General features: G+C 51.6%; 14 protein-coding genes. 10 read left to right on the top strand and 4 right to left on the bottom strand.

The features are described 5' to 3' along the window. Positions 1-46: 46 nt before the first annotated feature. The 4 genes from MON37_RS01040 to MON37_RS01025 all read right to left on the bottom strand — a co-directional run bounded on the left by MON37_RS01040 (position 47) and on the right by MON37_RS01025 (position 15,801). Positions 47-13,105 (bottom strand): YadA-like family protein, encoded by a 13,059-nt coding sequence (locus MON37_RS01040; RefSeq protein ID WP_242883725.1) that lies wholly within the window; start codon positions 13,103-13,105, stop codon positions 47-49. A gap of 745 nt (positions 13,106-13,850) precedes the next feature. Further along, entirely contained in the window at positions 13,851-14,471 is a 621-nt protein-coding gene (locus tag MON37_RS01035) for a hypothetical protein (RefSeq protein WP_039405675.1), read from the bottom strand. A 164-nt stretch (positions 14,472-14,635) separates the two neighbouring features. After that, the gene (locus MON37_RS01030) at positions 14,636-14,914 is read right to left on the bottom strand and encodes a GIY-YIG nuclease family protein (protein WP_039405678.1); all 279 of its coding nucleotides are present in this window, start codon (positions 14,912-14,914) and stop codon (positions 14,636-14,638) included. Further along, positions 14,911-15,801 carry a LysR family transcriptional regulator gene (locus MON37_RS01025; protein WP_039405682.1) on the bottom strand — a complete coding sequence of 297 codons (891 nt, stop codon included), beginning with the start codon at positions 15,799-15,801 and terminating at the stop codon, positions 14,911-14,913. Before MON37_RS01025 ends, MON37_RS01030 begins: the two co-directional genes overlap by 4 nt. Positions 15,802-15,921: 120 nt before the next feature. On the opposite strand from MON37_RS01025, the gene MON37_RS01020 reads away from it, so the two are divergent. The 10 genes from MON37_RS01020 (at position 15,922) to MON37_RS00975 (ending at position 26,446) form a co-directional block, all read left to right on the top strand. Next, positions 15,922-16,578, top strand: a complete 657-nt coding sequence (locus MON37_RS01020; RefSeq protein ID WP_039405685.1) for an NAD(P)-dependent oxidoreductase — start codon at positions 15,922-15,924, stop codon at positions 16,576-16,578. Between the two features lie 87 nt (positions 16,579-16,665). Beyond that, positions 16,666-17,151 carry a nuclear transport factor 2 family protein gene (locus MON37_RS01015; RefSeq protein WP_039405687.1) on the top strand — a complete coding sequence of 162 codons (486 nt, stop codon included), beginning with the start codon at positions 16,666-16,668 and terminating at the stop codon, positions 17,149-17,151. A 439-nt stretch (positions 17,152-17,590) separates the two neighbouring features. Further along, positions 17,591-18,898, top strand: coding sequence for a nucleotide sugar dehydrogenase (locus MON37_RS01010; RefSeq protein WP_039405690.1), 1,308 nt, complete (start codon positions 17,591-17,593; stop codon positions 18,896-18,898). Positions 18,899-19,062: 164 nt separating this feature from the next. Then, the gene (locus MON37_RS01005) at positions 19,063-20,481 is read left to right on the top strand and encodes a lipopolysaccharide biosynthesis protein (RefSeq protein WP_039405693.1); all 1,419 of its coding nucleotides are present in this window, start codon (positions 19,063-19,065) and stop codon (positions 20,479-20,481) included. A 169-nt stretch (positions 20,482-20,650) separates the two neighbouring features. Then, entirely contained in the window at positions 20,651-21,928 is a 1,278-nt protein-coding gene (locus tag MON37_RS01000; protein ID WP_039405697.1) for an O-antigen ligase family protein, read from the top strand. A gap of 13 nt (positions 21,929-21,941) precedes the next feature. Beyond that, the gene (locus tag MON37_RS00995; RefSeq protein WP_039405700.1) at positions 21,942-23,015 is read left to right on the top strand and encodes a glycosyltransferase family 4 protein; all 1,074 of its coding nucleotides are present in this window, start codon (positions 21,942-21,944) and stop codon (positions 23,013-23,015) included. Positions 23,016-23,029: 14 nt separating this feature from the next. Next, positions 23,030-24,202, top strand: coding sequence for a glycosyltransferase (locus MON37_RS00990; protein ID WP_039405703.1), 1,173 nt, complete (start codon positions 23,030-23,032; stop codon positions 24,200-24,202). Then, entirely contained in the window at positions 24,195-24,812 is a 618-nt protein-coding gene (locus MON37_RS00985; RefSeq protein WP_039405705.1) for a sugar transferase, read from the top strand. The genes MON37_RS00990 and MON37_RS00985 overlap by 8 nt, the downstream gene beginning before the upstream one ends. Beyond that, a complete protein-coding gene (locus tag MON37_RS00980) occupies positions 24,799-25,773 on the top strand; it encodes an ATP-grasp domain-containing protein (protein WP_039405708.1) in 975 nt (324 codons plus the stop codon). The genes MON37_RS00985 and MON37_RS00980 overlap by 14 nt, the downstream gene beginning before the upstream one ends. Then, on the top strand, positions 25,760-26,446 hold the full coding sequence (locus tag MON37_RS00975) for an HAD family hydrolase (RefSeq protein WP_039405711.1): 687 nt from the start codon (positions 25,760-25,762) through the stop codon (positions 26,444-26,446). Before MON37_RS00980 ends, MON37_RS00975 begins: the two co-directional genes overlap by 14 nt. Positions 26,447-26,467: the final 21 nt, after the last annotated feature.

Raw genomic sequence — 26,467 nt, 5'->3', positions numbered from 1 at the left:
TGGATTTCAGACGACCTTTGCTTTGCTTTAGCTAAGAGCCGTTAGCTTACCACTGGTACAACGCACCTGCTCCGACACCGACGTGACCGTCTGTGTTGGCAGAGAAGTTGCCTTTAACAATCCAGTTACCGCCGTCGCTCATCGCAGACACGCCGATTGCCATGGCGGATTGACCACCGTAGTAGCCGCTACCCACGCCGATACCGGTCGCACCCGGACGGGTTACTTGCGGAATCGAGCCTTGTGCAATCGCACCCGCTACACCTGCGTAGGCTTTTTTGCCGACGTTTGCAATGTTGTTTTGCAGAGCGTTACCCATACCAACAAGCTGGTTCAGGTTGACTGCATCAGTACCTTCTTTCGCCGGAGCGACGTTGGTGATGCGTTGTCCACCGTTGTTTAGACCATTCGGACTGAGGCTGACGGTATTTGCCGGATTGTACGCAGTCGGCGCACCAATACTAATGCCTTGAGCGTTAACGGTTACGCCGCCTGTCGTGACGCTGTCGACTTTCAGGTCTTTGTTGAGGCCGACCTGAATGCCGTTTGCGCCTGCGGTGGTGGTAATGTTGGCATCGCCTTTGACGGCTACGGTATCGCCCAGTTTGTTGGCAACGGTCGTACCGCTGTCACCTGCGAAGCTGATGCCTTTGTTGTCTACTGCGTCTTTCGCCGCTACGCCTTTGGCGATGTCGTCTTTGACGGCTTTAGACAGGTCAACCGCGTAGTCGGTCACATTGTTGGCGTCTTTTTTGCCTTTAGTCACGACAATTTTGTCGGAACCAGCGGAGACGCTCGCACCATCAGCATTAATGGTGTAAACAGTTTGTTTGTTCGCACCTTGTTTGCTGCTGACGCTGGCAATGTTGGTACCGGCTTCGACTTCTGTCTTAGCAGCAGCGGTCAGACGATTCAACTGTCCAACATTTACTGCATCAGTATCTTTCTTGCCTTCAGCAACGTTACTGATGGCTTTGTTGCCTGCATTGATACCGTCGGCAGTGATGTTGACATCGCCTGCTTTCAGACCGTCTTTGCCCAGAGCCACTTTATCGCCGACTTTGACGCCGTCGTTGTTCACAACGGTATCACCTGTGGTCAGACTGTCAGCTTTAAGGTCGGGGGCAGTTGCCACTTTGTAAGTGGTGCTGCCGTCGGCATTTTGCTCAGGTGTGACGACAATGTTGTCGTTGCCACTTTCCACTTTCGACGTAGCTTTCGCTGCGGCTGCTTTGAGCTGCGCAACGTTCACTGCGTCGGTGTCGGCTTCGCCTGCAGCTACGTTAGCAACCTTGTTACCGCCGTTGTCCAGTCCGTCTTTAGTCAACGCCACTTTATCGCCGACTTTAACGCCGTCGTTGTTCACAACGGTATCGCCTGTGGTCAGGCTGTCAGCTTTAAGGTCGGGGGCAGTAGCCACCTTATAGGTGATGCTACCGTCGGCATTTTGCTCAGGCGTGACAACGATGTTGTCGTTGCCGCTTTCCACTTTGGATGTGGCTTTCGCTGCAGCTGCTTTGAGCTGTGCAACGTTCACTGCGTCGGTGTCTTTCTTACCTTCGGCAACGTTACTGATGGCTTTGTTGCCTGCGTTGATGCCGTCGGTAGTGATGTTCACATCGCCTGCTTTCAGACCGTCTTTGCCCAGTGCCACTTTGTCGCCAACTTTGACGCCGTCGTTGTTCACAACGGTATCGCCTGCGGTGAAGCTGTCGGCTTTGAGGTTGGGTGCGGTCGCCACTTTGTAAGTGGTGCTGCCGTCGGCATTTTGCTCAGGTGTGACGACGATGTTGTCGTTGCCGCTGTCCACTTTGGATGTCGCTTTCGCTGCGGCTGCTTTGAGCTGTGCAACATTCACTGCGTCGGTGTCGGCTTCACCTGCGGCTACGTTGGCAATCTTGTTGCCGCCGTTGTTCAGTCCGTCTTTGGTCAGACTGACAGGTTTGCCTGCTTTGCCGTTGCCCACGGTCAGACCGTTATCCGTCAATACACTGTCGCCGACAGTTACTGTCTTGAAGGATACGTCGTCTGAAGTTGCTATGGTAATGCTCTTACCGTTGCGGCTGACTTTGACGTTTTTGCCTTCTTTGAAGGTCACGGTATCACCTGCGCCGATTTTTTCAGACGAGGTCTCATCGTTGGCATTCAGGTTCCAACCTTTGTCGGCTGTCGCTTTCACTGACTTGATCGCGTCGTGGACGTTGTTTTCACCTGTACCGCCGATGTCGCTGGTCGTAACGTTGCCGTTGTTGTTGGCTGCGTTACCGCCCAAGACGTTTGCCAAATTCACTTGGGTTGCGTCCAGCTGGGCTTCGGTCGCGGCTTTGTTCGATCCGGCCAATGGGGCAGCACCCAATGTGGTGTTGGTCAGTCCGCTGACAATACCTTCTTTACCGTCAATCACTACCGGTTTGCCGCCGTTCGCTGCGTCTTTACCGATGGTCACTTTCTCGGCCAGGCTGAAGTCGATTTCTTTGCCTGTACCGCTTGTGGTAACGATGTTCTTGTCTTTGCTTGTGTACTTGACTGTATCGCCCAAGTTCACTTTTTCAGACGACCCGTTGTCCGCAACAATGTTCAGACCTTTGGTCACTTCCTCTCCCACTTTGTCCAATGCGTCTTGAACGGTGCCTACGGCAGGATGTTTCGTGCCGTCCGCTTTGGTAACGGTAAAGCTAGGCGCTGCAACCTCTCCAGTTGTCGGATCAATGTTGGTATTCAACGCTTTGGCTACTGGGTTCAACTGGCTGACGTTCACTCCGTCAGTATCCGCCGTACCTTTGGCTACGTTGGTAACTTTGTTGCCGCCGTTGTTCAGTCCGTCTTTGGTCAGCGATACCGGTGAGCCGGCCGTACCGTTGGCAATCGTCAGTCCGTTGTTGCCCAATACGCTGTCACCCGCGGTAACTTGCGGTGTGGTCAGTCCGTCTGTGGTCAATACGCTGTTGCCGACTGTCACTTTGTTGAATGCAACATCGTCCGCAGTCTCAATCGTCAACTCTTTGCCGCTGCGTTTCACTCGGATGTTCTTACCTTGTTTCACGGTCACGGTGTCGCCAGCTGCGATTTTTTCGCTTTCGCTGTCGGCTTCTTCGTTCGCTTTCAGCTTCCAACCTTTGTCGGCTGTCGCTTTCACTGACTTGATCGCGTCGTGGACGTTGCTTTCACCTGTTCCGCCGATGTCGCTGGTCGTAACGTTGCCGTTGTTGTTGGCTGCGTTACCGCCCAAGACGTTTGCCAAATTCACTTGGGTTGCGTCCAGTTGGGCTTCGGTCGCGGCTTTGTTTGAGTCGGCCAATGGAGCGGCACCCAATGTGGTGTTGGTCAGTCCGCTGACAATACCTTCTTTACCGTCAATCACTACCGGTTTGCCGCCGTTCGCTGCGTCTTTACCGATGGTCACTTTCTCGGCCAGGCTGAAGTCGATTTCTTTGCCTGTACCGCTTGTGGTAACGATGTTCTTGTCTTTGCTTGTGTACTTGACTGTATCGCCCAAGTTCACTTTTTCAGACGACCCGTTGTCCGCAACAATGTTCAGACCTTTGGTCACTTCCTCTCCCACTTTGTCCAATGCGTCTTGAACGGTGCCTACGGCAGGATGTTTCGTGCCGTCCGCTTTGGTAACGGTAAAGCTAGGCGCTGCAACCTCTCCAGTTGTCGGATCAATGTTGGTATTCAACGCTTTGGCTACTGGGTTCAACTGGCTGACGTTCACTCCGTCAGTATCCGCCGTACCTTTGGCTACGTTGGTAACTTTGTTGCCGCCGTTGTTCAGTCCGCCTTTGGTCAGCGATACCGGTGAGCCGGCCGTACCGTTGGCAATCGTCAGACCGTTGTTGCCCAATACGCTGTCACCCGCAGTAACTTGCGGTGTGGTCAGTCCGTCTGTGGTCAGTACGCTGTTGCCGACTGTCACTTTGTTGAACGCTACGTCGTCCGCAGTTTCAATCGTCAGCTCTTTGCCGCTGCGTTTCACTCGGATGTTCTTACCTTGTTTCACGGTCACGGTGTCGCCAGCTGCGATTTTTTCGCTTTCGCTGTCGGCTTCTTCGTTCGCTTTCAGCTTCCAACCTTTGTCGGCTGTCGCTTTCACTGACTTGATCGCGTCGTGGATGGTGTTTTCACCTGTTCCGCCGATATCTTCTGTGGATACATTGCCGTTCTCGTTCTTGGCTTCTCCACCCAAGATGTTTTTCAGGTTCACTTGGGTAGCGTCCAGCTGGGCTTCGGTCGCGGCTTTGTTTGAGTCGGCCAATGGAGCGGCACCCAATGTGGTGTTGCTCAGTCCGCTCACTGTGCCGGTCGTACCGTCAATGCTGACAGGTTTGCCACTGTCTTGTCCGATTTTAACGGTGTCGGCAAGTTTCAGTTGTACGCCGCCTTCAACGGTGTCGCTGACAATGTTGCTGTCGCCTTTGATGTTGATCGTGCCGCCCAACGCGTATTTGTTGCTGCCGGTGGTACCGCCAACGTTGATGCCTTTGGTTACTTCTTCACCTACTTTGTCCAAAGCGTCTTGAACAGTATGTACAGGTGTACCTTCCGTACCGTCGGCATGTTTGACGGTAAAGTTAGGCGCTGCGATAGAGCCGTCTGGATTGACAGTCGTATTCAATGCTTTGGCAATCGGGTTCAGCTGGCTGAAGTTCACTGCGTCGGTATCCGCCGTACCTTTGGCTACGTCGGTAACTTTGTTGCCGCCGTTGTTCAGTCCGTCTTTGGTCAGGGATACCGGAGCATTTGCTGCACCGTTGGCAATCGTCAGACCGTTGTTGCCCAATACGCTGTCACCCGCAGTAACTTGCGGTGTGGTCAGTCCGTCTGTGGTCAGTACGCTGTTGCCGACTGTCACTTTGTTGAACGCTACGTCGTCCGCAGTTTCAATCGTCAGCTCTTTGCCGCTGCGTTTCACTCGGATGTTCTTACCTTGTTTCACGGTCACGGTGTCGCCAGCTGCGATTTTTTCGCTTTCGCTGTCGGCTTCTTCGTTCGCTTTCAGCTTCCAACCTTTGTCGGCTGTCGCTTTCACTGACTTGATCGCGTCGTGGATGGTGTTTTCACCTGTTCCGCCGATATCTTCTGTGGATACATTGCCGTTCTCGTTCTTGGCTTCTCCACCCAAGATGTTTTTCAGGTTCACTTGGGTAGCGTCCAGCTGGGCTTCGGTCGCGGCTTTGTTTGAGTCGGCCAATGGAGCGGCACCCAATGTGGTGTTGCTCAGTCCGCTCACTGTGCCGGTCGTACCGTCAATGCTGACAGGTTTGCCACTGTCTTGTCCGATTTTAACGGTGTCGGCAAGTTTCAGTTGTACGCCGCCTTCAACGGTGTCGCTGACAATGTTGCTGTCGCCTTTGATGTTGATCGTGCCGCCCAACGCGTATTTGTTGCTGCCGGTGGTACCGCCAACGTTGATGCCTTTGGTTACTTCTTCACCTACTTTGTCCAAAGCGTCTTGAACAGTATGTACAGGTGTACCTTCCGTACCGTCGGCATGTTTGACGGTAAAGTTAGGCGCTGCGATAGAGCCGTCTGGATTGACAGTCGTATTCAATGCTTTGGCAATCGGGTTCAGCTGGCTGAAGTTCACTGCGTCGGTATCCGCCGTACCTTTGGCTACGTCGGTAACTTTGTTGCCGCCGTTGTTCAGTCCGTCTTTGGTCAGGGATACCGGAGCATTTGCTGCACCGTTGGCAATCGTCAGACCGTTGTTGCCCAATACGCTGTCACCCGCAGTAACTTGCGGTGTGGTCAGTCCGTCTGTGGTCAGTACGCTGTTGCCGACTGTCACTTTGTTGAACGCTACGTCGTCCGCAGTTTCAATCGTCAGCTCTTTGCCGCTGCGTTTCACTCGGATGTTCTTACCTTGTTTCACGGTCACGGTGTCGCCAGCTGCGATTTTTTCGCTTTCGCTGTCGGCTTCTTCGTTCGCTTTCAGCTTCCAACCTTTGTCGGCTGTCGCTTTCACTGACTTGATCGCGTCGTGGATGGTGTTTTCACCTGTTCCGCCGATATCTTCTGTGGATACATTGCCGTTCTCGTTCTTGGCTTCTCCACCCAAGATGTTTTTCAGGTTCACTTGGGTAGCGTCCAGCTGGGCTTCGGTCGCGGCTTTGTTTGAGTCGGCCAATGGAGCGGCACCCAATGTGGTGTTGCTCAGTCCGCTCACTGTGCCGGTCGTACCGTCAATGCTGACAGGTTTGCCACTGTCTTGTCCGATTTTAACGGTGTCGGCAAGTTTCAGTTGTACGCCGCCTTCAACGGTGTCGCTGACAATGTTGCTGTCGCCTTTGATGTTGATCGTGCCGCCCAACGCGTATTTGTTGCTGCCGGTGGTACCGCCAACGTTGATGCCTTTGGTTACTTCTTCACCTACTTTGTCCAAAGCGTCTTGAACAGTATGTACAGGTGTACCTTCCGTACCGTCGGCATGTTTGACGGTAAAGTTAGGCGCTGCGATAGAGCCGTCTGGATTGACAGTCGTATTCAATGCTTTGGCAATCGGGTTCAGCTGGCTGAAGTTCACTGCGTCGGTATCCGCCGTACCTTTGGCTACGTCGGTAACTTTGTTGCCGCCGTTGTTCAGTCCGTCTTTGGTCAGGGATACCGGAGCATTTGCTGCACCGTTGGCAATCGTCAGACCGTTGTTGCCCAATACGCTGTCACCCGCAGTAACTTGCGGTGTGGTCAGTCCGTCTGTGGTCAGTACGCTGTTGCCGACTGTCACTTTGTTGAACGCTACGTCGTCCGCAGTTTCAATCGTCAGCTCTTTGCCGCTGCGTTTCACTCGGATGTTCTTACCTTGTTTCACGGTCACGGTGTCGCCAGCTGCGATTTTTTCGCTTTCGCTGTCGGCTTCTTCGTTCGCTTTCAGCTTCCAACCTTTGTCGGCTGTCGCTTTCACTGACTTGATCGCGTCGTGGATGGTGTTTTCACCTGTTCCGCCGATATCTTCTGTGGATACATTGCCGTTCTCGTTCTTGGCTTCTCCACCCAAGATGTTTTTCAGGTTCACTTGGGTAGCGTCCAGCTGGGCTTCGGTCGCGGCTTTGTTTGAGTCGGCCAATGGAGCGGCACCCAATGTGGTGTTGCTCAGTCCGCTCACTGTGCCGGTCGTACCGTCAATGCTGACAGGTTTGCCACTGTCTTGTCCGATTTTAACGGTGTCGGCAAGTTTCAGTTGTACGCCGCCTTCAACGGTGTCGCTGACAATGTTGCTGTCGCCTTTGATGTTGATCGTGCCGCCCAACGCGTATTTGTTGCTGCCGGTGGTACCGCCAACGTTGATGCCTTTGGTTACTTCTTCACCTACTTTGTCCAAAGCGTCTTGAACAGTATGTACAGGTGTACCTTCCGTACCGTCGGCATGTTTGACGGTAAAGTTAGGCGCTGCGATAGAGCCGTCTGGATTGACAGTCGTATTCAATGCTTTGGCAATCGGGTTCAGCTGGCTGAAGTTCACTGCGTCGGTATCCGCCGTACCTTTGGCTACGTCGGTAACTTTGTTGCCGCCGTTGTTCAGTCCGTCTTTGGTCAGGGATACCGGAGCATTTGCTGCACCGTTGGCAATCGTCAGACCGTTGTTGCCCAATACGCTGTCACCCGCAGTAACTTGCGGTGTGGTCAGTCCGGTAGTGGTCAGTTCGCTGTTGCCTGCTTTCAAGGTGGTGGCAGTTACACTATTCAACGTAATGTCATCATTCAGCTTGACGGTAACATTGTCGCTGTCTGCAGAAGTGGTAATGTTGTTGCCGCCTTTAATGCCGACTCGCTCACCCAGTTTTTTGCTTGAAGTTGAAGTGTTGCCGTCTGCATCAAAGGTTAGACCTTTTTCCGCCAGCTCTTTAAGCTGTGCATAATTCACAGCATCATCTTCATTTTCACCTTTGGCAACTTTGGTGATCTTGTTGCCGCCATTGTTCAAACCGGACTTGGTCAGGGATACAGGATTGTTACCGTTGGCAATGTTCAAACCATCATTGGTCAGAACACTGTCACCCGCTTTGAGTTTATCTGCATTGACGGTTTGAACGGTGATTTCGTCTTTCAGTTTGACTGTAATGCCGTCTGTACCTGATTCGGTAACCACATTTGTATCGTCGCCTTTAATTGCCAGCGTTTCGTCCAGTTTTTTGGTTACAGGAGAGCCGCTGTTGCCACTGAAGGTAATACCTTTGGTATCGACGATATTTTTCGCATCCACGCCTTTTTGAATCTCAGCTTTGGTGTCGTCTGAAAGGTCGAGTTCGTAGTTGGTGGTTTTGGTGTGGTTACTGTTTGTCGCTTCAGACGACTTCAGTGCCAATTTACCGCCATCTTTCACGCTGACGGTGGTATTGTCAGCATGAACAGTGTAAGTTGTTTGATTACCTGCTTCCACAGCAGCGACATGAGTATTGTCGCCGGCTGCTACAACGCTGGTTTTTTCACTGTCGACAACGGCTTTATTGATGGCTTTGGCAACGTCAGCTGCAGTAGCAAATGCATCGCCTGCCGTATCCGCGCTGACTACGCCGCCGGCACCCGTGGTCAGCGTAGATTTGTTTACGTTGAACGTGACAGTGCCCCCTTTGTTTTCGGCAGTCGTACCTGTGCCGTTAACAAATTTCAGCGTGGAATCATCTTTAGTCAACGTTTTGACATTTTCATCATTGACTTTTACATCAATGCCTTGTAATGCACTGTCGGCTTTTTTCAAGGAGTCTTTGGTTTTGTCTGACAAATCCAAATTGTAAGTAGTTACGTTGGTAGTTGAATCTTCAGACGACGTCAGTTTCAGACCGTTTTCTGTACCTTCCGCAGAGACAGCCGTACCTTTGGCATTGACGGTGTAAATCGCATGACCATCCGTGCCTTCAGTTTTGTCGACACTGACGACATTTGTACCTTTTTGAACCTCGGTTTTCGCAGCTTTAACTTGTTTGTAGCTCGCTGCGTCAGTATCAGCCACACCGTCGGCAATGTTGGTAACTTTGTTGCCGCCGTTGTCCAGTCCAGACTTGGTCAGGGATACGGGATTGGCACCGTTGGCAATATTCAGACCGTTGTTGCCCAATACGCTGTCACCCGCAGTAACTTGCGGTGTGGTTAGTCCGTCTGTAGTCAGTACGCTGTTGCCGACTGTCACTTTGTTGAACGCCACATCGTCCGCAGTCTCAATAGTCAGCTCTTTGCTGCTGCGTTTCACACGGATATTCTTACCTTGTTTCACGGTCACGGTGTCGCCCGCAGCGATTTTTTCGCTTTCGCTGTCGGCTTCGTCGTTCGCTTTCAGCTTCCAACCTTTCTCGGCAGTCTCTTTTACTGACTTGATCGCGTCGTGGATGTTGCCTGCACCGGTATTACCAATGTTGCTCATAGTAATACTGCCGTTTTCGTCAACTGCGGCATCTCCGCCCAATACATTTTTAACGGTTTGGGCAGTATTACCCAAAACGTTTTGTACCGCGTACAGCTGGCTGCCGTTGATGGCATCGGTAGAAGTGTTAGAGATTTCACCCGGAGCAACGTTTTTCAATTGGCGTTCGTAGTTTTTAGAACCAAAGGATACTTGGTCGCCTGGATTAACACTGTTGCCACCTGCAAAACCTGAGTATTTCAGATTATTGACAGTAGCTTCGTTGACACTAGTTGCACCGGTTGTAGTCGTACTGCCCGCACCGATTGCCACAGAGTTGCCTTGAGTGGCTTTCGCACCCATACCGAATGCGGCAGAGGCGACGCCTTCAGCGATCGTACCCGTACCAAAGGCTGTGGATAATTGACCTATTGCCTGTGATTTAGTACCAATGGCTACTGCAGCTTCGCTTGAAGTCGTATGAGTATAACTGCCGGTTTCCATCACATCGCCGGTATAGTCTTGATAAACCTCTTTAACCGTTTTACCCGTACCTTCTACAGTTTTCACTGCAACGGTATCCCAGTCGTCCGCACCGATGGCGATAGAAGAATTGCCTTTTGCGTCTACATTGTTACCGATGGCAGTAGATTGATCGCCCCATGCATTGGCGTATGCACCGATAGCAACGGTTTGATTGTAATCCTCTTCAGCCGAGGCTGGTTTTGCAGGATTGGTTGCAGAAGCGTGATAGCCGATGACGACAGAGCGCGAGTTATTGGATTGAGCCTGATCACCGATAACAACGGAGCTAAATTTCAAAGCCCGTGCGTCATTACCGATAGCAACTCCCGCGGATTCAGCTGCATGACTGGATTTGCCGATGGCGATGCTATTACTATGATCGGCATTTGCACCATTACCTAAAGCAATAGCGTTGTCCAAACGTGTATGGCTGTTCAAACCAAGCGCCAAAGAAGCCGCACCGTCTGCATTGGCAGCACGTCCTAACGCGATAGAATCTTCTTTCCAAGCATTGTTGGTTGAACCAATAGCGATAGCATTCACTTCGGCAGCCTTCGCGCCATCACCCAACGCAATGCCACTATCCTTGGCAGCATGGCTAGACTTACCAATGGCGACTGCCTTGCCGCCTACTGCCTGCGCCTCATGACCGAGAGCAACCGCGCTGCTTGCTTCAGCTTTAGCGGAATGACCGCCTGCAAATGATGCCCAGCCCAAAGCATTGGAGCCGAAACCGACTGCAGTTGACCCAACATTACTTGCGGTGGTATAGGCACCCAAAGCCACAGCAGAATCATTAAGTGCATTTGCACCATCGCCTACCGCCACGCTGGATTTACCTTTTGCATTGGAAACCTGACCACCTGCAAACGAGTTTTGACCGTAAGCATTTGCAGCCTGACCGACGGCGGTCGCGTTCGTACCGCTGGCTTTACTTGCCGCACCCACGGCGACCGAGCCTTCACCCGTAGTCGTACCGTTGACATTGATAACAGAGTCTGTGGCTGCTTCGACGGAAGCCTTGTTACCGATTACCACCGCATTTTTCGCCGCCGCTTTGGTTTCGCTACCGACTGCGATGGCAGATTCAGCCGATGCCTGCGCCTTCAGACCTACCGCAGTTGTACCATTGGCAGTCGCAGAAGCATCTACGCCTGCAGCAAGCGCGTTGTCGCCTGTCGCACCGTCGTTGTTGTAGTTGCCTTTAGTTTGATCTTCGTTTTTGACGCTGTAAAAATGGGTTTGCGACGCACCAGTCAGCTTACCGTCAACAACCTTGATGGTTTTGTCGTCCACCTTAACGTCGTATTTGATTTTAGTATTGCCATTTGCTTCAGTATCGACGGTAACAGTAGTTGCATTGCCGTCGGCAAACTGTACGCTTTCTCCGGGCGTAACAATGCCCTTCGCATCGCCCGCATTATCTTTGACGGTAAAGCCTTGGTTGACGTAAGTATTGAGATTGGTCAGCGCATCAGCGATGTTCCTAGCAGGAGTTGTATTGAATTTGGCGGTACCATTACCTGCCGTATTCGGCTCAGCATTGCCTTTGAGCACGTCATAAGACGGTAAGGTTACGAAAGAACCCTGATTATTTGTCGGATCATTGCCGACAGTCGCACCACCGCCCAATGCATCGGCGACCGATTTGGCAATATTACCCGCCCCTACATGAAGAGCGTAAAGTTGGCTGCCGTTTACCGCATCAGTAGAAGTTGCAGTAATCGCACCTGGGGCTACATGTTTCAACTGGCGTTCATAGCCTGCCGAACCGAAAGAAACTTGAGAACCCGGGGTAATATGATCCGTCCCCGCAAAACCGCTATAAGTAATACCATTGACTGTTGCAGTTGTTACAGCGGTTGCATCGGTATTGGTACGTGATCCTGCACCGATAGCGACAGATTTGTCTTGGCTAGCACTCGCACCGACACCAAACGCTGCTGCACCTATGCCCGATGCAGATGTACCCGAACCAAAGGCAGTGGACAATACACCCTCAGCAAGTGCAGTTACACCAACAGCGACGGCGGCATCTCCGGCAGTCGTACCTTTAAATGGATTATTATACGCAACACCTTGTCGCTTCATTTCCACACCGGTCAAATCTTGGTATATCTGATGTACCTGTTTATTTCCCGCTGCCGCAACAGTTTTTTCACGTACGATATTCCAATCATCACCACCGATGGCAATGGATGAATCCCCTGTTGCACGGGTATTGTTACCAATGGAAGTTGATTGCGCTCCCGAAGCAATGGCATCAGGACCGATGGCAACCGCCTGAGCTGTACCTGTCGCCTTCGCTGTCCAACCAATGGCAAGGCTCTGTTTTGTAGTTGCTGTTGTCAAGTTAGCACCTGCAGACACACCAATAGCAACAGAATCTTCTCCCAATGCCTGCACACCAGAACCGATCGCAACCGCATTCCCAACATTGACAGGGTTTTTAGCTATATTATTCACACCCGTTGCAACCGAATTTTTACCAATAGCAATCGAATTAGTTAGCGTTGCCTGTGCACCCGTACCCAAAGCAATCGCATCCGCACCGGCAGACTTGGCATTACGACCAATGGCAGTACTGCGACTTCCAGACGCTAACGTTCCTGCGTCAGCTCCTCGACCCTGTGCATCACTACCACCAATTGCAATCGAATACTCACCGGTTGCCTGTGTCCAGCTACCGAGGGCTGTTGCACCAAGATTTTTTGCTTCAGCGCGTGCGCCGATAGCACTGGTCCAGTCTTTTGAAGCGATGGTATCCGAACCGATAGAAATTGCCTTCGCTGCATATGCATTACTTGCCTGACCGATGGCAATCGCATTGTTCCCATCAGCATAAGCACCTGTATTTGCCTGGCTACCGCCAATAGCAACAGCACCGTCAGCCTCAATCCTTGTACCCGCTTTTGCAAAGGCACCAACTGCAACCGATCCCACACCTCTTGCGGAGCCGCCACCAACTGCCGTCTCACTCGCATTACCGGTTGCGACAATACCAGTTGTATTCGCAGGTGCCGTTGAATTTATTATAGGATGCGCCCAAGCACTCTCAGACAAGCCGAATAATGCCGCGCTCAACGCCGTCAGCCTGAACAAGGTTTTCAGACGACCCTCTTCTGAGGCGCGCACATCCCCTTCAGCACCCTCGCTGCTTGATTTGACACGTCCTTTCGCCAATTCGGAAGTAACGACGAAAGAGCCGATAGTACGGTTCCATACAACTTTGAAAATCTTATTCATAACAATCTCTCTTGATTGGATTTATTAAAAAATATCAGATTGAATTCAAATATATACAGTCAAAACAAGACGTACTCCCCGCACTGCCCCGCCGCCTAATCTTCTTCAGGCACACGCGGATTTTATGAGACAGGCATTCATTTATTTTGTTTATATATTATTGAAAATCAACCAGGTTGACGTTAATTGTCACTTAAGTACAATTTTTAGAACATATCTATATCAGTAGGTATAGTATAGAAACTTCATCAAATTGCCGATTATGCAAAATAAGCTCCGATAATCTTTGAGTTTCTCTTATTTTTTAACGCATATTTACTTTTATAAGTGGAACTATGTATGGAATCCTGCAATTTTTATGCCAAACTCTCATATTACATTTATGGCTATGTCGTTTAAGATGATATTTATATTTGAATGAAAATACAGAAAGAAAATTTGAGACGCCTTTGCAACGGTATTGATTTGTAGAATTAATCCTTCATCCTGCGCTTACCGTCTTCATCGCAAGGAAAGGAATTGGCAGCAGAAGCGTGCCAAGTCAGGGAAACACAACTTTTCCTCTGCCATGACTCCCGCCAACTGCATTCGTGGGCATAGCCCACGCTACATTCCGATCTTTCAAACTCTCGCTAGCAAACATGGGAAAACAACGCAAAAAGGTCGTCTGAAATATCCATAGCGGGTTTCGCTACTTTTCAGACGACCTTTTGAAGGTGGATTGCAATAAAGCTATAAAAAAGAATCAACGCCCCATTTCGTTCTGCATGGCGCGGATGCTTGCCTGCCTGTCGCTGACATCACGGGTCAGGCGGTTGATTTTTGCCTGATCCCCCTGACGGCGGGCGGCGGCAAGTTGGGATTGGGCGCGGGCGAGTGCGGCCTGTTCGTTGCGGACTTCTTTTTGAAGGATTTGCTTACGCGACATTTGTGGCTTCGCAGGTGCGGATACAACGGACGCAGGAAGGATTTTGGCTTTGCGGTTCATCTCTGCGGCACGCGCTTTGGCGGCTTTGGCATCCGGCTGGTTGCGCAGTCTCACATCCAGGCGGGGATTGGCGGCTTCTGCGGTGTTGGTTACGCTGCTTACTGCCGGACGCGGAAGGATTTTGATGTCGTCGATTTCGGGGGCTGCCTGACCGATGGCTTCTTTCAGGTTGACCGTTTCGGGAACGGCGCTGTCGGCTTCTTCGCTGCTGACGGCCGCGCTGCCGTCAACATGGGACACGGTACATTCGGCACCGGTTTTCTGGTTGGTAAAGACGATGCCGTTTGCGGTTTTGCAGATATAGGTAACGGGATTTGCGGATACGGCTGAGCTGCTGAGGCAGAGCGCAGCCGCAAGGATATAGGGTATCGGTTTCATGGCGGCCTCAAGATTTGCGGAAAGCGGGCATTATACTATGCTGCCGGTTAGGGAATTTCAACTTATCTTTCAGGAATGTTAAATTCGACGGCTTACAGAAAATCAAGGTCGTCTGAAATCCGCTTTTCAGACGACCTTCTTCATATGTCTGCGGGCAATATCCGTTACCGCTCAAGGGAAGCATTTCCCACCGCCTCGTCCCACAATTCCCGCTTCTTCCCTACCGTCAGTTTTTTGATGGCGATTTCCTGTTTCAGCGCCTCGCTTTTGGAGAGGTCGTCTGAAACGATACGCATCGCCGTCGGTTTGTTCAGCCGCGTATATTTCGCGCCTTTGCCGGCGAGGTGGGCAGCGAACCGCTCTTGCGGGCGGTTGCTGATGCCGCAGTAAAGCGCGCCGTTTTCACACAGAATCAGGTAAACGCACCAATTTTCCGCGTTCATGCGTCTGCTTCCTTGGCGAAACTTTCCGTGAAGATACGGACGGCAGCTTCGGTTTTGGCGGACTGGACGCGGTAAGGCGTCACCAAATAGAGGCTGACCGGCGGCAGCGTCCATTCGGGCAAAACGGTTTTCAGACGACCTTGGGCGATTTTTTCCCGAACTTCGCCGCCCACTTGCAAAGATAAACCGAAACCGCTTTCGGTCAGGCTGCACACGGCGGCAAGATGCGTGCAGGCAATACTGTCGGCGATGTCGAGGAAATAGCTTTCACCGCCGTGTTGCAAGGTCGTGCGCACGGGCAGGAAATGCAGCCAGCGATGGGCGTGAAGCTGCGAGGGATGGGTGATGGGCGGATGGCGGTCGAGGTAATCGGGTGCGGCGCAAATGCTGTACGGCCAGGTAACGAGATGACGCGCGACCAGGTTGGGATCGTCCAAGGCGCGGTCGCCGCCGCGTATGGCGATGTCGGTCTGATTGTGTTGCAGGTCGTCCAAGGTATCGCTGAAATTGAGGATGGGGCGGATTTTGGGAAACTCGGTTTGCAATCGTGAAAACGCCGTCTGAAAAGCGCGGGAACCGATGACGCTGGAAGTCAGGGAAATGCGCAATTCGCCGACGGGTTCGGTTTTGAGGTTGTCGATAACGGTACGCGTATCGGCGAGGGTAGCAGCGAGGCGGCGGCAGTATTCGCCCAAGGCGCGGCCGGCATCGGTCGGCGAAAGGCTGCGCGTGCTGCGGTTTAACAGCTTGATGCCGTGCAGGGTTTCGAGGCGGTTGATGTGCTGGCTGACGGCAGACGGGGTCATGCCCAGCGCGGCAGCGGCGGCGTTCATGCTGCCGTGTTCGAGGACGGCGGCGAAAACGAGCAGGGGTTTGATGTCTTGCATTCTATTTCTATTATTTAGTTCAACTTCACAATCATAACAGCAAAACAGGGATTATCAAGCGTTTCAGACGACCTTACAATGCGTTCATCTAATTAATCACATCTCAACAAGGAGTCAAACATGAAAATCGCAGTCATCGGTGCAACAGGTTATGTCGGCAACGCAGTGGTTCAAGAATTGGCAGGTCGCGGTCATGAAGTGACCGCTTTCGCGCGCAATACGGATAAAGTGTTCCAGGCGCAAAATGTTGCCGCCGTCTCCGCAGACGTGAACGCGGCAGATTTTGCCGACAAGCTGGCAGGCTTTGACGCCGTGGTCAGCGCGTTCAATCCCGGCTGGACCAATCCCAATATCGGCGCGGATTTTACACGCGGCGCAAACAGCATCGTCGAAGCGGCAAAAACGGCGCAAGTGCCGTATCTCTTAATCGTTGGCGGCGCAGGCAGCCTGTATGTTGCACCTGATTTGCAAGTTGTCGATACGCCCGACTTCCCCAAAGCCATTTACGACGGCGCCAATGCCGCACGCCATTTATTGACCGCACTCCTGCCGCGCCGAGATGTGAACTGGTCTTTCGTTTCCCCTCCGGCACGACTGGGCGCGGACGGCGGGTTCAGCGAAGACAAAACCGGCAAATACCGCTTGGGCAAAGACGATTTGCTGATGGACGGTGAAATTCCGGCAGGCATCAGCGTGGCGGATTTGGCAGTCGCCATCGCCGACGACGCGGAAAACAAAACGCATTTGTTTGAACGCTTTACCGTTGCCGCCGCTTAACCGCCGTCTAGGGCAAAGGTCGTCTGAAAACCTTGGAAATCAGGTTTTCAGACGACCTGTCCCTCCCAATCAAAAGGAAATCGAAAAATGAAAAAAATCATCGCCGTCTTACTGACCGCAGCCGCCCTCTCATCAACCGCCGCATACGCCGCTCCCAAAGCCAAACCCGTCCACACCAAAGCCGCGCAAACCCAAGAGGCACGCAACAAAGCCAACGCCCTTGCCTTCTACGACCTCGCGTTCAATCAGCACAAACTGCAAGAAGCCGTCAGCAAATATGTCGGCAAAACCTATATCCAACACAATCCGACCGTTGCCGATGGCGGACAAGCCTTTATCGACGCCTTCGCTCCGTTCTTAAAAGAAAATCCCGGCTCGCGCGCCGCAGTGAAACGCATAGCGGCGGAAGGCGATTTGGTATTCATGCACGTCTTCAGCCAAACCTCTGCCCAAGACCGGGGTGAAGCGGTCGTCGATATTTTCCGCTTCGACCGCAACGGTAAAATCGTCGAACATTGGGACGTGATTCAAGCAGTGCCGGAAAAAACCGCCAGCGGGCATTCTATGTTTTAAAATGCCTTGAAGCGATACGGCAAAATGTGCAAAGGTCGTCAGAAAACCCAATTTTTAAGGTTTTCAGACGACCTTTATAATTTTACGTCCGGTTTTACAAAAATCTTAACCTTGGTTAATTTACGAAAATATTTTGGAATTTACAATCGGCAAATCATTTGTATTTACAATGCAAATTTTTGTAACTAACGAAATAATATACATTAAAAACAACAAGATTTCTTTCTTTCCGTCATCATTGTTTTATAATATATGCATATATTATAATACTGCATTTTTTGTTCGCGCCGTATTTTATATAAGGCGTAAAACTTTTTTTTCCCCTTTTACTCTAAACCTGCGAACAGCTCCTCCTCTTTCCCTGAATGCCTCCACAGGCAGGCACGGCGTGAGTCCGACATGGTCGCGTCGGTTTGTTTTCCATCACATGAGACCTATCATGAAAAATACCACCATTCAGAAATTTGCAGATAAAACCGCCAAAATCGGTATCGTCGGCTTGGGCTACGTCGGCCTGCCTCTGATGCTCCGCTATGTGGACATCGGTTATCAGGTTTTGGGCTTCGACATCGACAAAACCAAAGTCGACAAACTCAACAAAGGCGAGACCTACATCGAGCATATTCCTGCCGAGAAAATCGCCGCCGCTTCAAACAGCCTGTTTGAAGCCACCACTGACTTCTCCCGCATCGGCGAAGTGGAAGCCGTGATTTTGTGCGTACCGACTCCGTTGAACAAATACCGCGAGCCGGACATGAGTTTCGTTATCGACACCACCGACGCGGTGAAACCTTACCTTCGCGCCGGTCAAGTGCTGTCTTTGGAATCCACCACCTACCCCGGCACGACCGAAGAAGAATTGCTGCCGCGTGTTGAAGAAGGCGGCTTGAAAGTCGGTAAAGACGTGTTCTTGGTGTACTCTCCGGAACGCGAAGACCCGGGCAACCCGAATTTTGAAACCCGCACCATCCCGAAAGTCATCGGCGGTCATACCCCTGCTTGTTTGGAAGTCGGTATCGCGCTGTATCAACCTGCCATCGACAAAGTCGTACCGGTAAGCTCCACCAAAGCCGCCGAGCTGACCAAGCTTCTGGAAAACATCCACCGCGCCGTGAACATCGGTTTGGTGAACGAGATGAAAATCGTCGCCGACAAAATGGATGTCGATATTCACGAAGTCATCGCCGCCGCGGCAACCAAACCGTTCGGCTTTGTCGCCTACTATCCCGGTCCGGGCTTGGGCGGTCACTGTATCCCCATCGATCCGTTCTACCTGACTTGGAAAGCGCGCGAATACGGCGTGAACACCCGCTTCATCGAGCTGGCAGGCGAAGTGAACTCCCACATGCCCGACTACGTCATCAGCAAAGTGGGCCTGGCTTTGAACGAACACAACCGTTCCATCAAAGACAGCAAAATCTTGGTTTTGGGTATCGCCTACAAGAAAAACGTGGACGACATGCGCGAAAGTCCGTCTGTGGAAGTGATGGACCGCCTGCACAAATTGGGTGCAAACATTTCCTACTCTGACCCGCACGTGCTTGAATTCCCATACATCCCCGGCCACCACTACTTCGACCTGAAGAGCGAGCCGCTGACGCCGGAAACCATAGCGAAATACGACTGCGTGGTGCTGACGACCGACCATGACAAGTTTGACTACGACATGATTGCCGAACACGCCAAACTGATTGTCGATACGCGCGGCAAGTTCCCTGCGAAAAACCCGAAAGTCGTGAAAGCGTAACACCTTTGATGATTGAGGCGGACTGCTTGCCGACAGCTCTCGGCAGGCAGTCGGCTTTCTTAGACCGTTTGTTTTCAGACGACCTAAGAAAGCCCTTATTTATATGATGCTGCTGCGTTTTCAGGTCGTCTGAAAATCTTGGCGGCAACAAACCCCACCTATTTATGAATATAAGAAAAATACTCGGTTATGCCTTAGGCCCGATAGGCAGCGCGGCTTTCGGCATCCTCTCGCTTCCGCTGATTTCATGGTACTACCCTGCGGAAGACATCGGCCGCATCGTCTTACTGCAAACCATCTCCGGTCTGGCCATCCTGATTTTGGGGCTGGGTTTGGATCAGGCGTATATCCGCGAATATTACGCCGCTAAAGATAAAGCGTCCCTGTTTAAATCCATCAGCCTGTCGCCGTTCGTTTTGACGACTGTCGTGATTTTGGCGGTGCTTGTATGGAATACGGCTTGGCCGGCAGATTTGATTTTTGATTTGCCAGATAAAACCTTGGGCTTGCTGTTTTTAATTTTCCTGCTGACCTGCCTGTTTGCGCGGTTTCTCTCCCTAATACTGAGGATGCAGGAAAAAGCTGTCGCCTTTTCTCTCAGCCAGCTGACACCGAAATTCCTGATTTTGGCGTTGGTTTTGTTATTCGTTTTCAGCGGTGTCGAAACTGATACCGTCAGTCTTGTCCTTGCCTACACCGTGGCGCAAGTATTGACTGTCGCCGTTTTGACATACCAAACCAGACATGAACTGCGCGCTGCTGCGCGCGCTCCTTGGTCGTCTGAAACCCATCATGCAAGCCTGCGCTACGGCTTGCCCTTGGCATTCGGGAATTTGGCTTATTGGGGATTGACCTCAATCGATCGTTTTGCGCTCAAACAGTGGGCGGGTTTGAATGAGCTTGGCATTTACTCGATGGCGGTCAGCTTCGGCGCGGTTGCCCTGATTTTTCAAAGCGTATTCTCAACCATTTGGGCGCCTTTGGTGTTCAAATGGGTGGAAGACAAAACCCATTTGGATAAAATCGGCGGCATCACCCTTTCGATGACCGAATTAATCAGTGCGATGATTTGTTTTATCGGCATTTTCTCGCCCGTCGTTACTTGGATATTGCCCGACAAATACGCTCCGGTACAGTTTTTGCTGCTCTCATGCATGTTGTATCCGCTGTTTTATACGCTTACGGAAGTCAGCGGTATCGGATTGAACGTTGTCAAACGAACTTGGTTAATTACAGCAGTCAACATTGTCGCTTTTGCCATCAATTTCAGTCTGCTGTCGCTACTGGTTCCCCATTTGGGGGCGCGTGGTGCAGCCATAGCGAGCGCAATATCGTTTTGGGTGTTTTGCATCATCAAAACCGAATTTTCATCTAGGGTGTGGCGTCCTCTGCCGCGGCTGAAAATTTATACCAATACCGCTTTGAGCGTACTGCTTTGCCTGAGCTACACCTATTTCGGCACAAAGGAAAATTATCCGTTGTTCGCCTTGCTTTGGCTGGCAGGACTCTCCTATCTGATATGGCGTCGCAAGTCGTCCCTTATTTCGGCAGCAGCTGCTGTCAAGAGTCGTCTGAAAAGATAATCCGAAGGAAGCGGCAGTTTTCAGACGGACACAAAACCATCGGAACTGAAACTTTTCGGCCGATATACCGCCCAATACATTACCGACGCATTCAGTCGGATTCTGCGGTCAGACAAATTGTTTCTGCATATAATAATATTTCCGAAACCGTCCCACCTCAGGAAACAAAGTGAAACTCAAAACACAGACTTTATACATTACGCTGATATACACGATTTCAACCGCCTATATGCTGGGGCCGATGCTGTCGTACAAAGCCGGTATTCCGCGTATCGACAACCCCCTGACCATCCTGCTGCTGCCTACCGCCCTACTGATTTTTGCGTTAGAGTCCAAACGGTTCAACGGCAAAGCAGGCAGGATGTTGGCAGCGCTTGCCATCATGTGCGGTTGGGGCGGCATCCATCTGTTTATTACCACGCTGGATTCGGTCAGGATTATGGATACGTTTTTCTTCCTGTCCCTACCCAGCCTGTTTTATCTGCTGTACTTGGTATTGAGCCGACATGAAAATCCGATGGCGTTTATCCGCCACCTGCTGCTTTTTTTCTGCGCATTTATCATCATCCCGCCCGCTGTGGAGATTTTGACCGGCATCCAATTCGTTCAAGCAGATGAAGTATTGGCCATTGATGCGGGGATTATTAAGGGTTTCTTCTTTAACCCTAACAACTTAGGCACGACCGCCCTCTGTTTTGCGCCTGCCGTTTTAGTATTTTTCAATATTGATGTCAGTAAAAAAGAATACTTGCTCGGCTTGATACTTTTTTTATGTTTGGGCGTAGTCATTTTTGCCAGTGCGTCGCGTACCGCTACCCTGTGTTACATCATTTTGTTTATCCTGAACTTGATTTACCGTAACAACGGGCTGTTTACGCTGATGACCATAGGTGTTACAGGCGCCGGATTGTCGATGATTCCGAAACAGTACATTGCCGATTTCCTGCTCTCCCTGCACGGTAATGCCTTTTTGGAAAATATTTCCTCACGCCTGTATTTGTTCCTGTTTGATTTGGAAAGCGACAATTCGGTCGGCTACCGTCAGGAAATCTATAACTATTTCTGGGAACATCCGCCATTCCTGCTGTTGGGCTATGGTCCGAAAAAATTCCAAGAATATTTCGGCGGCCACTTGAGCGACAGTTTGGCGTTTGAAAACCCGCACAGCTTCCTTATCGAGCTATACCTCGGTTTTGGTCTGATTTCGCTGACGGCTTTTTTGTTCTATGCCGCATACTATTTCTTCTGCGTCGCCGCCGGCAGGAATATGAAAAACAAGCAGCGCGTCATTGGGTTGGCAGCAATGGGATTGTTCCTTTTGGCAGGTTTTATCCCGTCAACCATTTTTCGTATGCCCTTCATCTGGCTGCCCTGCTTTTTGATTTTCCTGTACAGCGTCCTGCCGCAGCGCGATACGGCGTATAACGCGTACCGATACACCCCTTGATAGAAAACACGATATGAAAAAAATTGTTTTGACTACTTCCATGTCCGGCCTCGGCGGCACTGAAAACGCGACCTTCCGCTTAGGACGGTTGCTCAGGCAGCGCGGCCACGAGGTCGTCCTTGCCTCTTCCGATGGCCCGCTCATCAAAGAGGCCCAAGCCTTGGGCATCCAATGGCGTCCGATTGATTTTTATCAGGGCGGCATCTTGGGCTACATCAAAGGCATGTTCGCCTACATGAAAATGTTGAAACAAGAAAAACCCGACATCATCCACTGCCAAATGGCGCGTATCGTTCCCGCCTGTGCCATCGCGGCGAAAATCTCTTCGCCGAAAACCAAAGTGTTCTACCATGCGCGCGGTTTGGATGCCGAAACTTATCCGAAAATCGCCAAACTTTTCGACAAACTGGGCGTATACATCATCGGCAACTGCAGACACGAGCAGGAAAAACTCATCCGCCACGGTTTCCCTGCCAACCGCATCACCTACACCTACAACGCCCTGCACAAAGCCGATTACGTTCCTGAAAAAACCGCCAAAGACTACGTCATGCTCGGCACGCTGTCGCGCTTGGATACCGTCCGCGCCGTGCATGTGATGCTGGACATCTTTAAGAAAATGGTCGACCGCAATATGCCCGTGCGCCTGAACGTAGCAGGCATAGGCGAAGAAATGGACAATCTGAAAGCGCAAGCGAAGCGTCTGGGCATAGACGATAAAGTCAACTTCCTCGGCGGCGTACGCGATTTGACCGGCTATTTCAAAGACGTGGATATTTTGGTGAACACGCCGCACTGTATCGGCGACCACGGCGCAGGCGTCGGCAACAACATCCTCGAAGCCGGCCTCTACGACACGCCCGTCGTCACCTACAACATGGGCGGCATTTCCGAAATGGTCATTACCGGCGAAACCGGATACTGTTTCCCCTTCGGCGAAGACGAAGCCTTTATCGAAGCCGTCGATAAACTCATCAAGCAACCCGAGCTGCGCGAAAAGATGGGCAAAGCCCTGCATAAACACGTTGAGACCTTGTGTTCCGATGATGAAATCTATCGCACCACAATGGCCGCTTACGATATGTGAGGTCGTCTGAAAATATGAACATCACCATCGTCGCCCCCTACTGTTCGCTTCCGTCCGAGCCGCATTTCAACCGCTTCTGGTATCTTGCCGAGCTGTTGTCGCAGTCTCATGATGTATTGCTGATTACCAGCAATTTCAAACACTATGACAAATCTTTCAGACGACCTGAAGATGCCGAATCTGCCTCGCAAGGTCGTCTGAAAGTCATGCTGCTGGAAGAGAGCGGCTACGGCAAAAACGTCTCGCTGGACCGCGTCAAAAGCCATCATGTGTTCGTCAAACATTTTGAGCAATGGCTGAACAACTGCCGTCCGGGCGAACAAGACGTCGTCTTTTCCGCCTACCCGCTGATCGCCACCAACCTGCTTTTGGGCGAACACAAAGCGCGTTTGGGCTACAAGCTGATTATCGACGTGCAGGACGTATGGCCGGAATCCTTCTCCTCGGTTGTGCCGTTTTTGAAAAAAATCCCGCACAACCTGCTGCCCTTCTCCTCCCGCGCCAACCGTGCCTACCGCTACGCCGACGCGCTGGTTGCCGTATCGCAGACCTACCTCGGCCGCGCCAAAGAAGCCAATCCGAACGTGCCCGGCGAAGTCGTCTATATCGGCGCGGATTTCCCCAAACTCGATGTCGCGCCGGCAAAAGACTTCGGCGACGACAAAACCCGCTTCTTCTACTTGGGTACGCTCAGTTACAGCTATGACGTGGAAACCGTGTGCAAAGGCGTTCGGAAACTGTTGGACGACGGCGAAAATGTAGAGCTGCACATCATGGGCGGCGGCCCCGATTTGGACAGGCTCAAACAATATGCCTGCGACGGCATCCAATTTTACGGCTACATCCCCTACGCCGAAATGATGTCGGTCGCCAAAGGCTGCGACATCTCCGTCAATGCCATTCACTCCTACGCCATGCAGTCGATTACCAACAAACTGTCCGACTATATGGCATTGCAAAAACCGATTTTAAACAGCCAGGTCAATGACGAAGTTGCCGAAGTCCTCACCCTGCTGCCGCACGCGGACTACCGTTCCGGCGATGTAGACAGCTTCGTCCAAGCCGCCAAAGATATTCTGGCGCGCAAAAACGACCCCGTTCAATCCGACGAAATCGTCCGCCGTTTCAAGCGCGACGTGGCGTATCAAAAAATCGTCAACCTGATTGAAAGATTAGCCCATGAGTAAATTCTTCAAACGCCTGTTTGACATCATCGCCTCCGCCTCAGGACTGATTTTCCTCTCGCCCGTATTTTTGATTTTGATATACCTTATCCGCAAAAACTTGGGCGAACCGGTATTCTTCACCCAAGAGCGGCCAGGCAAAGACGGCAAACCGTTTAAAATGATTAAATTCCGCTCCATGCGCGATGCGGTCGATAAAGACGGCAACCCGCTGCCCGACAGCGAGCGGCTGACCCCTTTCGGCAAGAAACTGCGTGCGACGAGCCTGGACGAACTTCCTGAGCTTTGGAACGTTCTAAAAGGAGAGATGAGCCTGGTCGGCCCAAGACCGCTGTTGATGAGCTACCTGCCGCTTTACAACGAATTTCAAAACCGCCGCCACGAAATGAGGCCCGGCGTTACCGGTTGGGCGCAGGTCAACGGACGCAACGCGCTTTCGTGGGACGAAAAGTTCGCACACGATATTTGGTATATCGACCATTACAGTTTTTGGCTGGATATGAAAATCCTGTTTTTGACGGTCAAAAAAGTCTTTATCAAAGAAGGCATTTCGGCTGAGGGAGAAGCCACCATGCCGTATTTCACAGGGAATGACACAGATGAAAAAAAATAACGTACTTATCCTTTCCGCAGGAAGACGAGTTGAATTGGTACAGGATTTTCAAACCGAAGCCGCCAAGTTTTCAGACGATGTCAAGATTTTGACGACGGACTTGGTACCACGTATGTCTTCCGCCTGCCACGTTTCGGACGGTTCGTTCGAAGTGCCGCTGATCAGTTCGGATTCGTATATCGACAGCATCTTCGATCTGGCGGTACGAGAAAACATCGGTTTAATCATCCCCACCATAGACACCGAACTGCAAAAACTGGCAAACGAACGCGGCCGCTTCGAAGCGGCAGGTATCCACATCATCGTTTCCGATGCGGACTTTATTGCGCGATGCCGCGATAAACGTAAAACCGCCGACCTGTTTGCCCGCTACGGCATACGCTCGCCCGAAATTTACGACCGCGAGAAGTTGGTTTTCCCTTGCTTCGCCAAACCTTACGACGGCAGCCGCGCCATCGGCGCCAAACGGATTGACACACCAGCCGATCTGACACCTGAAGTATTGGCAGATCCCAAATTAATGTTCTGCCAGCTTATCGACATCGAAAACGAATTTTTCGAGTTTACCGTCGATATGTATTACGACCATGAAGGTCGTCTGAAATGCGCCATCCCGCGAAAACGCTTGGAAGTGCGTACCGGCGAAGTCAGCAAAGGCATTACCCGCAAAAACAGCCTCTACCAAACACTGCTGGAAAAAATGGCGGTATTGGAAGGCGCGCGCGGCTGCATTACGGCGCAATTCTTCTGCAACGAAGAAACCGGCGAATTCTACGGCGTGGAAATCAACCCCCGCTTCGGCGGCGGCTTCCCGCTGACGTATGCCGCAGGCGGCAATTACCCAGGCTGGCTGATGCACGAATACTTCCGCAACGAAGAAATCCCGTTTTCAGACGACTGGGAAAACAACCTCATCATGCTGCGCTACGATGCCAAGGTCTTGGTTCATGAAAACGATTAATCCCGAAACCGCCGTCATTGTCTTCGACTTGGACGATACGCTGTACTCGGAATACGAATACAAGCTCTCCGGCATCCGTGCGATCGTCGATACCGTCGCCGCCCTGTATCCCGATTGGGATTCAGACGACCTATGGCGCAGTATCGACCCCGACGGCAAAGACTGGCTGGACAAGTTGTGCCGCCACTGCGGTTTCAACGAATCGGAAAAACAGGTTCTTCTGTGGCAATACCGGCTGCACCGCCCGACGCTGACGCCGTATGCCCCGCATGATTTCCTGTCCGAGCTGACCGCGCCCTTCGCCGCACGCGCACTGATTACCGACGGCAGAAGCCTGACCCAACGCTTGAAACTGGAAGCCTTGGGGCTGTATTCCCTGTTTGACGACATCCTCGTCTCCGAAGCCTGCGCTTCGGAAAAGCCCGACGGCAAACGCTTCCGCTATTTACAAGACAAATATGCCGGCAAGGCAGACTGTTTCATCTACATCGGCGACAACCTTTCCAAAGACTTCATCGCGCCGAACGCTTTGGGCTGGATTACCATAGGCTTGCGTCCCTCCGGGCGTAATATCCACATTCACCCGCCTGGAAGTTTTAGTACAGAATATCATCCCGCTTTTTGGATTGACTCCCTTCAAGATTTAGCTTCCCTAATCAATTCAAGCATTTAGCCATTACATAATCAAACGTAC

The sequence above is a fragment of the Morococcus cerebrosus genome (assembly GCF_022749515.1).
GTDB classification, from domain to species: domain Bacteria; phylum Pseudomonadota; class Gammaproteobacteria; order Burkholderiales; family Neisseriaceae; genus Neisseria; species Neisseria cerebrosa.
This window is presented reverse-complemented; position numbering and strand designations above follow the sequence as displayed.